Origin of the sequence: Microbacterium galbinum (assembly GCF_023101185.1) — a bacterium.
In the GTDB taxonomy this organism is placed as follows: Bacteria; Actinomycetota; Actinomycetes; order Actinomycetales; family Microbacteriaceae; genus Microbacterium; species Microbacterium galbinum.
In genome coordinates this window covers 1,173,527-1,185,928 of record NZ_CP078077.1, presented here as the reverse complement: position 1 = coordinate 1,185,928, position 12,402 = coordinate 1,173,527, and the positions used below count along the sequence as shown (strand labels likewise).

Below are 12,402 nucleotides of genomic sequence, written 5' to 3'. Positions count from 1 at the left end.
GGGCCCTTCGACAGGGTCAGGGATCCAGGCTTGTTGGGCCACCACCCTGGGTCGCTGAGCCTGTCGAAGCGCCCCAGCCCCCGGGAAAGTCAGGCCGCGAGGGCGAAGACCGATGCGCGAGCGGATGCCGGCACCGACGTCGTGCGCAGCTCATCGGCCACCGCGCTGGTGAGCTCGATGAGGCTGGTGTCGAGTGCGCCGGCGATCGCCGCGATCATCTCGCTCGACGGCTCCTTGCGCCCGCGCTCGACCTCTGAGAGGTACTGGGGCGAGACGCCCGCGGTGTCGGCGGTCTCGGTGAGGGTCTCACCGCGGTCGTGGCGGCGTCGGCGCAACTGCTCGCCGAGGAGGTGGCGCCACAGCGGCTCGGGGTCGCTCGGGCGTGGCGTGCGCGGGAAGGGGACGATGTCGGCCATGCCTCACGGTACGACGCACGGTTCCCGGGCATCCATCGTTTCTGCTCAGAGCAGAACCCGAGCAGAACGCCTACAGCGCCGCCGTCACCCCGGGCAGCAGCTTCGTGAGGATGCCGGCGAGCTGACCGCGTTCCTCGTCGGTGAGCGGGTCGAGCACGAGTTCGCGGATCTGCTCGACGTGCACGGGCGCCGCCTCGCGCAACAGGTCGCGCCCGGCCGGGGTGAGGGCTGCGGAGAGCGTGCGCTTGTCGGCGCCGCACGACGTGCGTTCCACCCATCCGCGTTCCTCGAGCGAGTCGATCGCGTGGCTCAGTCGCGACCGGCTGAGCCCCGCGATGCGGGCGAGCTCGGTCATGGTGGTCGCCCCGCCGTCGATCTGCCCGGCGAGCATGATGAGGATCGCGTACCGCGCGTGGTTGAGCCCGACCTCGTCCTTCAGCGCGCGATCGAGCACCTGCGGCAGCAGCTGCACGAAGCGGATGACCGGCAGCCACGTCTGCATCTCGGCGTCGTCGAGCCGGCGCGGGTGCCGCACGGCATCCGTCTGTCCGTCGATCCGCGCGTCCATGCTCACGCCGCCGAGAGGTCGATGGTGTGCGCGGTGTGGTCGCGCTTGGCCTCGAGGTAGCGGGTGTTCGCCTCCGAGAGGTGCACCCCCGTGGGCACGTGCTCGGTCACGCGGATGCCGAGGTCCTCGAGCTGGCGCGCCTTGTCGGGGTTGTTGCTGAGCAGGCGGATGCCGTCGACGCCGACCGCCGCGAGCATCTGAGCGGCGACGGTGTAGTCGCGCTCGTCCTCACCGCGACCGAGGGCGACGTTCGCCTCGTAGGTGTCGAGGCCGGAGTCCTGCAGCGCGTAGGCGTCGAGCTTGGCGTAGAGGCCGATGCCGCGACCCTCCTGGCGGAGGTACAGAAGGAAGCCGCCCTCGTCGGCGATGCGTTCGACGGCCTCGCGCAGCTGGGGGCCGCAGTCGCAGCGCTGCGAACCGAAGACGTCTCCGGTGAGGCACTCGCTGTGCGGGCGCACGAGGGGGGCGGGTCCGCCGTCGGCTGCACGGTCGAGCGCCGCGCGCCAGTCGCCGAGGCCGAGGAGCAGGTGCTCGCGTCCGTCGACGAGGCCGTCGAAGGTGACGACGTCGGCGGTGGTGGAGTACCCGTCGGCGAAGGCCATCGGTACGCGCACGCGGGTCCGCTCGGAGGCGAGAGGAACCACCGTTGAACTTTCAATCATGTGGGGTAGAACGCGGCGCGGCCGGGTCTATTCCCGGGACTCCTCGGGTGACGGCGCCCGGTCCCGCCGCCGCACGAATTTCAGCTCGCTCGCGAGGATGCCGAGCACCACGAGTCCGCCGCCGACCAGGGCGAGGGCGGGCAGGCGCTCACCGGCGATGCGCCCGATCACGCCCGCCCAGACCGGCTCACCCGCGTAGATGATCGTCGCGCGCGTGGGGGAGACCGACTTCTGCGCCCAGTTCATCGTGAGCTGGATGAGGCAGCTCGCCGCGCCCAGCCCGACCGCGCACACGACCCACACCCACGAGAACGCGGGGAACCCCTCGCCGACCACCGGCATCGTCAGCAGTCCGAGCACGCCCGCCGCGAGCAGCTGAACGATCGTGATGCGTCCGAGGTCGATGCGCCCGGCGAACACGCTGATGAGGATGATCTCGGCCGCGATCGGCAGAGTGCTGATCATCGTGGCGATCTCGCCGGCGCCGAGGGTGAGGGAGAACGCGTCGGGTCCGGCGATCAGCACGAGCCCGACGAACGCGAGCGCCGCCCCGACGAACGCCATCGCGGGCGGGCGTTTGCGGAACACGGCCCACTGCGCGAGCGGCACAAGCGGCACGTACATCGCGGTGATGAAGGCGGAGGTGCTGGAGTCGATCGTCTGCAGTCCGACGGTCTGCAAGCCGTAGCCGAGGTAGATCATGACGCCGATCGCGACGCCGGCGCCGATGTCCCGCCAGCGGATGCCGCGCAGCACGCGGTGGAAGATGACGACGCTGATGAGTCCGGCCACGAGGAAGCGCAGCCCGACGAAGAACCACGGACCCGAGTGCTGCATCGCCCAGTGCACGAGCAGGAAGGTGCTGCCCCAGACCGCGGTGATCGCGATGAGGGCGGCCTCCTGCGGGCGGAAGCGCATCCAGCGCAGACGAGTGGGCATCGCGGGGCCCTTTCTCGACGGCTGCCTCATCGAGGATAGCGCCGAGCGGGATGGAGGATAGCGCCGTGAGGGATGCCGGAAGATCACGAAGAATGTCGGCTCCGAGCGGATGCATCGAACGCGTCGGTAGCCTCGCTGCATGAGCAACTTCGTGAGCCCCGACGAACTGAGCGACCTGCGCGAGCAGGGTGCCCCCGTGCGCGTGATCGACGTGCGCTGGCGGCTCGACCGCCCCGACGGGCACGCGGAGTATCTCGAGGGCCACATCCCGGGCGCCGTGTACGTGCCGCTCGACTCCGAGCTCGCCACCCACGGCGAAGCCTCGGAGGGGCGGCACCCGCTGCCGTCGACCGAGACCCTGCAGCGGGCGGTGCGCCGCTGGGGTGTGCACGACGGCGATCTGGTCGTCGCCTACGACGATGCGAAGGGCCTCGCCGCTGCGCGGGCGTGGTGGCTGCTGCGCCAGGCGGGCGTCGACGTGCACGTGCTCGAGGGCGGCATCCGCGGATGGATCGCCGCCGGGCACGACGTCGACACGGCCGATGAGTCGCCCGAGGAGGGCACCGCGGTGCTCCGCGAGATCGGCGACGACGCCCTGTCGATCGACGAGGCGGCGGCGTTCCCGGCATCCGGAGTGCTGCTCGACGTGCGCGCTCCCGAGCGCTACCGCGGTGAGACCGAGCCCCTCGACCCGATCGCCGGGCACATCCCCGGCGCCGTCAACCTGCCCACGATGCTGCACCTCGACGCCGACGGACGCATCCTCGACGCCGCGACCGTGCGCGCGAACCTGGCCACCGTCGGCATCGCCGAGGGCACCCGCGTCGCGGCGTACTGCGGCTCGGGCGTCACCGCCGCGCACACGGCGCTCGTGCTCGACGAGGTCGGCATCGACGCGAAGGTCTTCCCCGGTTCGTGGAGCCAGTGGTCGAACACGCCGGGGCGTCCGGTCGCGACGGGCGATCAGCCCGGCTGACGCGGCGGCGGATCCGGCTCAGTCGCGCTCGCCGAAGCCCCAGCGCAGCAGCAGCGCGCCCGGCCCGAACGCGCGGCGCACCTGGTGGATCGATGTGCCCGACTCCAGCGTCACCGGCGTCGCCGTCTGACTCTGCGGAGTGTCGACCTGCTCCTCGAACCAGTCCGGCAGCGCTTCGGGATGGAACCTCGTCCACACCAGCAGTTCGCGGCACTGGCGGGCGACCGCGTGCCCGGTCTCGAGCTGCGGCGGGTACCCCGGCGGATACGACACCGACCACTCGACCATCGCCGTGTTCGGCGCCGTGAGCGGTGCGTCGAGCTCGAACAGCACGCCGTGCACCTCGCCGTTGGGGTGCGAGTAGCGATTCGCGATGCGACCCCCGAAGTCGGCGGCGAACTCCGGCGCGGGAGTGGGGATGCCGGGGGTGAGCTCGAGGAACGGGATCGCCGTGATGGTGCCGATCGTCGACTGCACGATGCTGCGCGTGCGGCTCTGCACGACGTGCCCCTCGATCCCGACGTCCGTCACCGAGTGCGTCGTCAGCTCGCGCGAGGTGTCGGGGTACTCGGCACCGAGCGCCGCGAAGGCCTCCTTCACGGCTTCTTCGATGGCGTGCTCGTCGATCGGGAAGAGGTTCGGTCCGAGCGGCCCCGTTCGCGACGACCGCAGCAGCCCGGTCAGCGCACCGCGGTCGAGGTGCAGGAGCTCCTCGATATCGGCGACCGCGGCCAGCGACTGCGCGCCCTCCGGATGCCGCGCCCCCGAGCGCCAGTAGCTCAACGTCGCCATCGACACCCGGTTGCCGCGGGCGCGCAGACGCTCCTGCACCCACGACAGCGTCACGCGGCGCGCGTTGATCGCATCCCTGAACGCGGCGGGGAAGCCGGGCCCGTTCGAGGGCTTCAGAAAATCTTCACTCTCCATCACAGACCCCCTCCGGTATGTGAAGAACTGCTGTTTAGAGTGAGCTTACGACCGCACGAGGCCACCCCTGGGGACCTGGGTGACGAAGTGGGGTCGACGTGATCGTCTCGACGCAGGCAGGGTGCCCGACCTTGCGGAGGATGATCGGGCGCAGCGATGCCCCCGTGCTGCGTAATCGTGGGGCCCGATGATCGATCTGGGGAGATCCATCGGGCCCCGCGAACAGCCCCGTCCTTCCGTCCCGGCGCCCCCGCGTAGACTGGGAGCACAACCCCGGAGGACTCTGGATCTTCATGTCTGCCCCTTCCCGCACCTTCACCGTGCGCAACGTGCAACTGCTGCGCGCGCTGTTCGCCGCCGTCGCCGCCCTCATGATCACGTTCTCGTCCGATCACTCCGCGGCGGTGGGTCTCTCGGTCTTCAGCGGCTTCGCGATCGCGACGGCCCTCGTGATGCTGCTGTCGGTGTGGTTGGTGTTCCCTGCGGGATCGCGGTGGCCCGCCGTCGTGATCGGCCTGCTCAGCGTCGCGGCCGGCATGGCGACCGGCATCCCCGTGTGGCGCACGAACGACGTCTTCTTCATCGTCGTCGGCGCCTGGGCGCTCGCGACGGGTCTGACCGAACTGCTCGCCGGCATCCGCGCTCGCCGTATCGGCACGGACCCGACGGCTCGTGACTCCGTCATCATCGGGTCGTTCGGCATCCTGCTCGCCGTGCTGCTCTGGGTGATCCCCGCCGGCTTCACCCACGACTACACGATCAAGGAAGCGGGCACCTTCGAGCTGACCGGCATCATCCTCGGGGTCGGGATGCTCGGCGGCTACGCCGCGCTCGTCGCCGTCTTCCTCGGCATCGCCGGACTCACGCCCCAGAAGGCGGATGCCGTCGCCCCGGCATCCGTTCCCGCCGAGAGCGGAGACGCCCGATGAGCGAAGAGAAGCCCACCCGCCGCGACATCCTGCGGCCGCTGCACCTGCTGGGCATCGCCCTCGCGTGCGGTGTGTTCGCGATGATCGTGACGCTCGTCTCGACCGGTGCCTTCACGGCCCGCGTGAACACCGCGATCGCGAACGGCAGCTACGAGGGCCTCACCCCGGTGATGCTGGGACTGGTCGTCGGCGGCGGTGCGTTCATCGTGACGCTGCTCATGCTGGCGATGCTGATCCTGGCCGTCGACCCGGCCGACGTCACGAAGACGGTCGACCGTCCCGTGCTCTACGACCCCGAGTCCGACGACGGCACTGCCGCGGGCGACGCCCGCACCGACCGCACGGAGTAGTCACGACGGCGGCGTGCCCGCCTGGCGCGTGCCATGAATCAGGAAAACCGTGGCCGCCGAGTGGGGTCACCCGCGGAATCCCGCGGACCCGCCGATCGCAGTCGACCGATCTTCCTGAATTAGTGCACGCGCGTGCCCGAGCCGAACGCAGAAACGCACCCCGCCCGATGGGCATGGGGTGCGTTTCTGCGTGGCGGAGAGGCGTCAGCGCGCGAGGCGCTCGGCGATTCCCGTGTACGTGGCGGGGGTCAGCGCGAGCAGGCGCTGCTTGGCCGCGTCGCCGATCTCGAGGCCCTGCACGAACTCGGCGAGCTCGGCGCCGCCGACGCGGTGTCCGCGGGTGAGCTCCTTGAGCAGGGCGTACGGGTCGGTGATGCTCGAGCGACCGGCGACGACCTCGGCGCGGATGACCGTCTGGATCGCCTCGGCGAGCACCTCCCAGTTCACGTCGAGGTCGGCGAGCAGCACGTCGCGCGACAGCGAGATCTCGTTGAGCCCACGGCGCAGGTTGTCGAGCGCGAGCAGCGAGTGCCCGAACGCGACGCCGATGTTGCGCTGCGTGGTGGAGTCGGTGAGGTCGCGCTGCAGGCGGCTCGTGACGAGCGTCTGGGAGAGCGACCCGAGCAGTGCCGCCGAGAGCTCGAGGTTCGCCTCGGCGTTCTCGAAGCGGATCGGGTTGATCTTGTGCGGCATGGTCGACGACCCGGTCGCACCGGCGACGGGGATCTGCGCGAAGTAGCCGAGCGAGATGTACGTCCAGATGTCGGTGGCGAGGTTGTGCAGGATGCCGCCGGCGTGACGCACGCGGTCGTAGAGCTCGACCTGCCAGTCGTGCGACTCGATCTGCGTGGTGAGCACGTTGAAGCCGAGACCCAGGCCCTCGACGTACTCGCGGGCGATGGTCGGCCAGTCGGCGTCGGGGTCGGCCGACAGGTGCGCCGACCACGTGCCGGTGGCGCCGGAGAACTTCGCCAGGTAGTCGGATGCCGCGATCTGGCCGCGCACGCGCTCGAGACGCCACGCGAACACGGCGATCTCCTTGCCCATGGTCGACGGCGTCGCGGGCTGGCCGTGGGTGCGCGAGAGCATCGCGGCGTCGGCGTGCTCGACCGCGAGTTCGCGGAGCTTGGCGATGACGGAGTCGAGGGCGGGGAGCCAGACGCTCTCGACCGCGCGCTTGACGGTGAGCGCGTACGAGACCGAATTGATGTCCTCGCTCGTGCAGGCGAAGTGCGTCAGCTCGGCGATGGCGTCGAGGCCGAGCGTCGAGAGGCGGTCGCGCACGAGGTACTCGATGGCCTTGACGTCGTGGCGGGTGACCGCCTCCTTCTCGGCGAGCCAGTCGATCTCGGCCTGGCCGAAGTCGCGGTAGAGGGCGCGGAGGCGCTCCTTGTCGGCATCCGACAGGGGGGAGGTCTCGAACAGCGAGCGGTCGGTGAGGGCGATGAGCCACTCGACCTCGACCTCGACGCGGGCCCGGTTGAGGCCGGCCTCCGAGAGGAAGTCGGCGAGTCCGGTGACGGCGCCGCGGTAGCGACCGTCGAGGGGGCTCAGGGGCTGCGGCGGAAGCGAAGGCTGGAAAGTCAGGGGAATCCTCCTGATCGGGCCCGTCAGATGCGGGGCGTGCGGGGCTGGCGCAGGGCGGGTTCGAGCTGACGGAACAGCCCGCGAGTCGCCGTCTCGATCATACCGAGCACCGAATCGAACATCTCGGGGCCGGCGTAGTAGGGGTCGGGCACATCGTGGGTCGAGGCGTCGGGGTCGAAGCCGAGGAGGAGGGTGACCTTCCCCTCCTGATCCTCGTCGCGCGCCCACTCGCGCAGGATGCGCTCGTGCGTGCGGTCGAGGGCCACGATGAGGTCGTTCTCGAGGAAGGATGCCGCGGTGAACTGCTTCGCGCGGTGCTGCGATCCGTCGTACCCGCGGCGGGCGAGCGAGTCGATCGTGCGGTGGTCGGCGCGCTCGCCGAGGTGCCAGTCGCCCGTGCCCGCGCTGCGCGAGACGATGCGCGAGCCCAGTCCCTGATGCTCGGCGAGGTCGCGGAAGACGACCTCGGCCATGGGGGATCGGCAGATGTTCCCCGTGCACACGAAGATCACGCGAAAGGGATCCGGGGATGTCACAGAACCATTCTGCCGCTCCCGGGCCGTCGTGCACAGTTCGGGGTCGGACTCATCCTGCACAGCTCGCGATCGAGCGATGCTCTGCACCGCTCGTGCGCCCACGGTGATCGCCGAGTCGTCGCGCGGCGCAGGCTGTGGGCATGTACTCCTCGATCGCCCTCCCGACCACCGATGAGTGGACCCCGTACGACCTGTCGATGTGGCAGCAGGCCGGGGCTCAGCTCCGCGTCGCCCTCGACTTCACGCAGACAGCAGCGGCGACGCTCGATCCGCTCGTCGACGAGACCGAATGGTCGTCCGACGGGCTGCGGTCGCTGCACGAGACAATGGGCGAGCAGCGCGGTCTCGTCGCCCTCGAGGTGATGATCCTGGAGTCGACCGAGGCCGAGCAGCGAGCGGCGGGGCTCGGATGAGCGACGACCTCGACATCCGCTACGGCGGCGCGATCGCGGTCGACACCGAGGTGCTGCGCGACATCGGCACGCGGTTGGCCGCCGTGGCGGGGTCGCTCGCGCAGGGTGCGGCCGCCGCCGGCAACGCCTACGCCCTGCTCATGGGGTCGTCCGCCTGCCGTTCGTGGAGCGGCTTCGATGCGCTCGGGCGCAGTCGCACGCGACTCGACGAGCTGCGGCTCACGGCCGAGACGACGGCGTCCTCGACGCTGCTCATGGCGGATGCGTACGAGGTGGTCGAGCTGCGCGCGCAGGCGGAGGCGCTCGCCGCGAGCGATGCCGCTGCGGCGGCTGCCCTGAACGCACGGGCCGACGAGATCCTGGATGCCGATCCCCGCGTTCAGGGCCTCGTCACTGCCCTCGTTCTGGACTGGGGCACGCATCGGTTCGACGGACTCGATGTGCAGGTCGGGTTCGGTACGTCGTTCGGTGGACTCTTCGGCGGGATCGGTATGGCGGCGGCCCTGCTCGGCAGGGGGGTGATCCCGAAGGGGACGACGCTGCAGGGCAGGGCGGATGCCGTGCGCGTCACTCCGGTCGCGACGACGACCCCGAAAGCCCCGCCGGCCTCGCTGCCGGAGGCCCTCCAGCGGTTCCCGAATTCCGGGGGAGCGCAGGTGCGGGTGGAGAAGTACACGATGCCCGATGGGACGAACCGCTTCGTCGCGTATGTGAAGGGCACGCAGTCCGTTCTGCATGGCGGGAGCAACCCGTGGGACATGAAGTCGAACTTCCAGCTCTACGCGGGGACGAAGTCGGCGTCGTACCAAGCGACGCTCGACGCATTGAAGGCATCGGGCGCGAAACCGGGTGACCGGGTCGATGTCGTCGGGCACTCGCAGGGAGGGGCGATCGCCTCGCATCTCGCGATGGACGACGTCTACGACGTCGGTGTGGAGATCACCGCGGGAAGCCCGGTCGAGCCGACGCTAGACGACGACCAGACGCTCGTGCAGTTGCGGCACACCGACGATGTCGTGTCTTCCCTGGCCGGCGGCGGATCCCCCGGCGGGACCGGTTCTCCCGACAGCTTCACCGCGGAGCGCGTCGGCGATCCGGTCGAGGGTCTGCAGGATCTCACGCTCGAACCGCACATGCTCGATACCTACGTCGAGACCGCCGAGATGGTCGAGGAGTCGGGTGACCCGCGGGTGGACGGGCTCGACGGCCTGTGGAACGAACTCGGTCAGGCGACCTCGGTCACGTCGACCGACTATCGGGCCGAGCGCGTGCTGCCCGAGGACGTGGTGGCACCGGGCGGGTCGCCCGCACCGGCACCGGTCATCGGAGACGAGTGGTGGCGACGGAAGGACGTGCTGTGACCTCAGTCGCGGCGGCGCTGCTTCTTGGCCTGCGGGCGCAAAATGAAGCCGAAGATACCGTTGATGATCGAGATGATCAGCGCGGCGACGACGCCCCACCAGAAGTGGCCGACCGTGAGTCCCCAGCCGAAGCCGCTCGTGATCCAGGCGGTCAGCCACAGCAGGAAGCCGTTGATGATGAACCCGATGAGCCCGAGGGTGAGGATGTAGAGCGGGAACGCGACGATCTTCACGACGGTGCCGATGATCGTGTTCACGAGCGCGAAGATCGCGGCGACCGCGAGCAGCGTGAGCACGAGCTGCAGTGTCTCGCCCGGAGGGAACGCGACGATGCTGACCTGCAGTGCGGGGATCAGCGTCACGACCCACAGGGCGAACGCGTTGACGACGACTCGGATGATGAAGCGCATGGTCCGCCCAGTCTTCCACGTGGGGGTGGTGATTGTCAGGAGGACTCGTCCGCTGCGCTTCCCTCGAGCACTCGTAGACTCGTCCTCGTGACCGACCCGATCCTTCCCCGCATCCGCCCCGCCATCGCCGCGCTCGCGCCGTACCGCCAGGGCAAGCAGGCGGGACCCGATGCGTTCAAGCTGTCGAGCAACGAGAACCCCTTCGACCCGCTGCCGTCGGTGGTCGAGGCGATGCGGCACATCACGCCGATCAACCGTTACCCCGACGCCACCGCGCTGCGGCTGCGCGAGCGCCTCGGCGCGCGGTACGGCGTCGAGCCCGACCAGGTGCACGTCGCCGCGGGCAGCGTGTCGATCCTGCATCAGCTGATCCTCGCCACGGCATCCGTCGACGACGAGGTCGTCTACGCCTGGCGGTCGTTCGAGGCGTACCCGAGCCTGCCGCTCATCTCCGGAGCGACCGGAGTCCCGGTCGCGCTCACCGACGACGCGCGTCACGACCTCGACGCGATGGCGGATGCCGTCACCGACCGCACCCGCGCGATCATCGTCTGCACGCCCAACAACCCGACCGGTCCGATCATCACGAGCGGCGAGTTCGCGGCCTTCGTCGAGCGGGTCCCCGCCGACGTCCTGATCATTCTCGACGAGGCATACGCCGAGTTCGTCACGGCGCCCGATGCGGTCGACGGTCTCGCCGAGCGCATCTTCGACCGGCATCCGAACGTCGTCGTCCTGCGCACCTTCTCGAAGGCGTACGGACTCGCAGGCCTCCGCATCGGCTACGCGATCGGCCACGAGAAGGTGCTCGATTCGGCCCGCGTCACCGGCGTACCCCTCTCCGTGACGGCTGCGGCGGAGAACGCGGCCATCGCGAGCCTCGACGCCGAAGCCGAGCTGCTCGAACGCGTCACCGAGATCGTCGCCCGCCGCACGCGCCTCGTCGCCGGGCTCCGCGCCCAGGGCTGGAAGGTGCCCGACTCCCAGGGCAACTTCGTCTGGCTGCCCGCCGGCGACCGCACCGACGAGGTCGCCGCGGCGTTCGTCGCCGGCGACATCGTCGTGCGCCCGTTCTCGGGTGACGGCATCCGCATATCCGTCGGGGAGCATGAATCGGTGGACAAGGTCCTACAGGTTTCTGAATCCGTTGTGCGGACTCTCCAGCCCTAGGCACCGTTCCTCGGATAGCGTGGAACGGTGAGCTCGTCAGAGAACGAAATCGTCCGCGTCCTCGAGGCAGACGGCCGATTCGCCCCTACCCCCGCTGCGGAGCGGTACCTGTCGCTGATCGAATCGATCAGCGATGCCGAACTCGAGCAGTTCTACCGCGACATGGTCGTCATCCGCGCCATCGACACCCAGGCCACCAACCTGCAGCGACAGGGGCAGCTGGCGCTCTGGCCGCCGAGCCGCGGCCAGGAGGCGGCGCAGGTCGGCTCGGGTCGAGCGGCCCGTGCGCAGGACACCATCTTCCCGTCGTACCGAGAGCACGTCGTCACCCGCATCCGTGGCGTCGACCCGCTCGACATCATCAAGCTGATGCGCGGTGTCTCGCACGGCGGCTGGGATCCCACCGATCCCAAGAACGGCAACACCCGGCTCTACACCCTCGTGCTCGGGTCGCAGGCACTGCACGCCACGGGCTACGCGATGGGTCTGGCGTTCGACGGCCGCTCCGGCAGCGGTGACGTCGACCGCGACGAAGCGGTCATCGTCTACTACGGCGACGGCGCCTCCAGCCAGGGCGACGTGCACGAGGCGATGGTCTTCGCCGCCAGCTACCAGTCGCCGACGGTCTTCTTCCTGCAGAACAACCACTGGGCGATCTCGGTGCCGGTCTCGACGCAGTCGCGCGTTCCGCTCGTGCAGCGCAGCGCCGGCTACGGCATCCCCAGCGTCCGCGTCGACGGCAACGACGTGCTCGCGAGCTACGCCGTCTCGCGCACCGCGCTCGACGAGGCGCGCGCCGGCCAGGGGCCGCGCGCGATCGAGGCGGTCACCTACCGCCTGGGCGCGCACACCACCAGCGACGACCCCACCAAGTACCGCGGGAACGACGAAGAGGAATCGTGGGCGCAGCGCGACCCGATCACCCGCATGCGCGCGTTCCTCGAGAACCGGGGAGCGGCGGCATCCTTCTTCGCCGACGTCGACGCCGAAGGCGCGGATGCTGCGGAAGACCTCCGCGCCCGCACGGTCGAGCTCGGCCCGCCGCCGGTCAGCCGGATGTTCGACCACGTCTACAGCGAGGCGCACCCGCTGATCGCCGAGCAGAAGGCGTGGCTCGCGAAGTACGAAGCGTCGTTCGAAGGAGGAGCGCAGTGACCC

The 12,402-nt window shown here is 69.9% G+C and carries 15 protein-coding genes; 7 read left to right on the top strand and 8 right to left on the bottom strand.

All coding sequences use genetic code 11. The annotated features are described in order from the left end of the window. Positions 1–89: 89 nt before the first annotated feature. The 4 genes from KV396_RS05870 to KV396_RS05855 all read right to left on the bottom strand — a co-directional run bounded on the left by KV396_RS05870 (position 90) and on the right by KV396_RS05855 (position 2,585). Complete coding sequence (locus KV396_RS05870; protein WP_247957172.1) at positions 90–416, bottom strand: helix-turn-helix domain-containing protein; 327 nt, start codon at positions 414–416, stop codon at positions 90–92. A 70-nt stretch (positions 417–486) separates the two neighbouring features. Then, the gene (locus KV396_RS05865) at positions 487–984 is read right to left on the bottom strand and encodes a MarR family winged helix-turn-helix transcriptional regulator (RefSeq protein WP_247957171.1); all 498 of its coding nucleotides are present in this window, start codon (positions 982–984) and stop codon (positions 487–489) included. 2 nt (positions 985–986) lie between these two features. Beyond that, entirely contained in the window at positions 987–1,646 is a 660-nt protein-coding gene (locus tag KV396_RS05860) for a GTP cyclohydrolase II (protein ID WP_247633531.1), read from the bottom strand. A 27-nt stretch (positions 1,647–1,673) separates the two neighbouring features. Continuing rightward, the gene (locus tag KV396_RS05855) at positions 1,674–2,585 is read right to left on the bottom strand and encodes a DMT family transporter (protein ID WP_247957170.1); all 912 of its coding nucleotides are present in this window, start codon (positions 2,583–2,585) and stop codon (positions 1,674–1,676) included. Between the two features lie 139 nt (positions 2,586–2,724). On the opposite strand from KV396_RS05855, the gene KV396_RS05850 reads away from it, so the two are divergent. Further along, positions 2,725–3,561: a sulfurtransferase gene (locus KV396_RS05850; protein WP_247957169.1), complete on the top strand. Its 837-nt coding sequence runs from the start codon at positions 2,725–2,727 to the stop codon at positions 3,559–3,561. A gap of 18 nt (positions 3,562–3,579) precedes the next feature. On the opposite strand, the gene KV396_RS05845 is transcribed toward KV396_RS05850, so the two are convergent. Then, positions 3,580–4,488, bottom strand: a complete 909-nt coding sequence (locus KV396_RS05845; protein ID WP_247957168.1) for a hypothetical protein — start codon at positions 4,486–4,488, stop codon at positions 3,580–3,582. Between the two features lie 293 nt (positions 4,489–4,781). On the opposite strand from KV396_RS05845, the gene KV396_RS05840 reads away from it, so the two are divergent. Together KV396_RS05840 and KV396_RS05835 are read left to right on the top strand one after the other, a co-directional pair. Then, positions 4,782–5,417, top strand: a complete 636-nt coding sequence (locus tag KV396_RS05840; RefSeq protein WP_247957167.1) for an acyl-CoA synthetase — start codon at positions 4,782–4,784, stop codon at positions 5,415–5,417. Continuing rightward, complete coding sequence (locus KV396_RS05835) at positions 5,414–5,767, top strand: hypothetical protein (RefSeq protein WP_247624190.1); 354 nt, start codon at positions 5,414–5,416, stop codon at positions 5,765–5,767. The genes KV396_RS05840 and KV396_RS05835 overlap by 4 nt, the downstream gene beginning before the upstream one ends. A gap of 204 nt (positions 5,768–5,971) precedes the next feature. On the opposite strand, the gene purB is transcribed toward KV396_RS05835, so the two are convergent. Then, complete coding sequence (gene purB / locus KV396_RS05830; protein ID WP_247957563.1) at positions 5,972–7,354, bottom strand: adenylosuccinate lyase; 1,383 nt, start codon at positions 7,352–7,354, stop codon at positions 5,972–5,974. Between the two features lie 23 nt (positions 7,355–7,377). Further along, a complete protein-coding gene (locus KV396_RS05825; protein ID WP_247624191.1) occupies positions 7,378–7,827 on the bottom strand; it encodes a low molecular weight protein-tyrosine-phosphatase in 450 nt (149 codons plus the stop codon). A gap of 203 nt (positions 7,828–8,030) precedes the next feature. On the opposite strand from KV396_RS05825, the gene KV396_RS05820 reads away from it, so the two are divergent. Both KV396_RS05820 and KV396_RS05815 read left to right on the top strand, forming a co-directional pair. Further along, positions 8,031–8,303 carry a hypothetical protein gene (locus tag KV396_RS05820; RefSeq protein ID WP_247633536.1) on the top strand — a complete coding sequence of 91 codons (273 nt, stop codon included), beginning with the start codon at positions 8,031–8,033 and terminating at the stop codon, positions 8,301–8,303. Beyond that, positions 8,300–9,664: an alpha/beta hydrolase family protein gene (locus KV396_RS05815; protein ID WP_247957166.1), complete on the top strand. Its 1,365-nt coding sequence runs from the start codon at positions 8,300–8,302 to the stop codon at positions 9,662–9,664. The genes KV396_RS05820 and KV396_RS05815 overlap by 4 nt, the downstream gene beginning before the upstream one ends. 2 nt (positions 9,665–9,666) lie before the next feature. Here KV396_RS05815 and KV396_RS05810 read toward each other — a convergent pair whose 3' ends face one another. After that, positions 9,667–10,074, bottom strand: coding sequence for a phage holin family protein (locus KV396_RS05810; protein WP_247957165.1), 408 nt, complete (start codon positions 10,072–10,074; stop codon positions 9,667–9,669). 87 nt (positions 10,075–10,161) lie between these two features. On the opposite strand from KV396_RS05810, the gene KV396_RS05805 reads away from it, so the two are divergent. After that, a complete protein-coding gene (locus tag KV396_RS05805) occupies positions 10,162–11,244 on the top strand; it encodes a histidinol-phosphate transaminase (RefSeq protein ID WP_247957164.1) in 1,083 nt (360 codons plus the stop codon). Positions 11,245–11,271: 27 nt separating this feature from the next. Further along, positions 11,272–12,399, top strand: a complete 1,128-nt coding sequence (locus KV396_RS05800) for a thiamine pyrophosphate-dependent dehydrogenase E1 component subunit alpha (RefSeq protein WP_247957163.1) — start codon at positions 11,272–11,274, stop codon at positions 12,397–12,399. Positions 12,400–12,402 lie beyond the last annotated feature (3 nt).

Bases quoted from the DNA above. Each gene is read 5' to 3' on its own strand.
- KV396_RS05865 (WP_247957171.1), bottom strand. From the start codon at position 984: ATGGACGCGCGGATCGACGGACAGACGGATGCCGTGCGGCACCCGCGC.
- KV396_RS05815 (WP_247957166.1), top strand. From the start codon at position 8,300: ATGAGCGACGACCTCGACATCCGCTACGGCGGCGCGATCGCGGTCGAC.
- KV396_RS05835 (WP_247624190.1), top strand. From the start codon at position 5,414: ATGAGCGAAGAGAAGCCCACCCGCCGCGACATCCTGCGGCCGCTGCAC.
- KV396_RS05810 (WP_247957165.1), bottom strand. From the start codon at position 10,074: ATGCGCTTCATCATCCGAGTCGTCGTCAACGCGTTCGCCCTGTGGGTC.
- KV396_RS05855 (WP_247957170.1), bottom strand. From the start codon at position 2,585: ATGCCCACTCGTCTGCGCTGGATGCGCTTCCGCCCGCAGGAGGCCGCC.
- KV396_RS05860 (WP_247633531.1), bottom strand. From the start codon at position 1,646: ATGATTGAAAGTTCAACGGTGGTTCCTCTCGCCTCCGAGCGGACCCGC.
- KV396_RS05820 (WP_247633536.1), top strand. From the start codon at position 8,031: ATGTACTCCTCGATCGCCCTCCCGACCACCGATGAGTGGACCCCGTAC.
- KV396_RS05845 (WP_247957168.1), bottom strand. From the start codon at position 4,488: ATGGAGAGTGAAGATTTTCTGAAGCCCTCGAACGGGCCCGGCTTCCCC.
- KV396_RS05840 (WP_247957167.1), top strand. From the start codon at position 4,782: ATGTCTGCCCCTTCCCGCACCTTCACCGTGCGCAACGTGCAACTGCTG.
- KV396_RS05825 (WP_247624191.1), bottom strand. From the start codon at position 7,827: ATGGCCGAGGTCGTCTTCCGCGACCTCGCCGAGCATCAGGGACTGGGC.
- KV396_RS05870 (WP_247957172.1), bottom strand. From the start codon at position 416: ATGGCCGACATCGTCCCCTTCCCGCGCACGCCACGCCCGAGCGACCCC.
- KV396_RS05850 (WP_247957169.1), top strand. From the start codon at position 2,725: ATGAGCAACTTCGTGAGCCCCGACGAACTGAGCGACCTGCGCGAGCAG.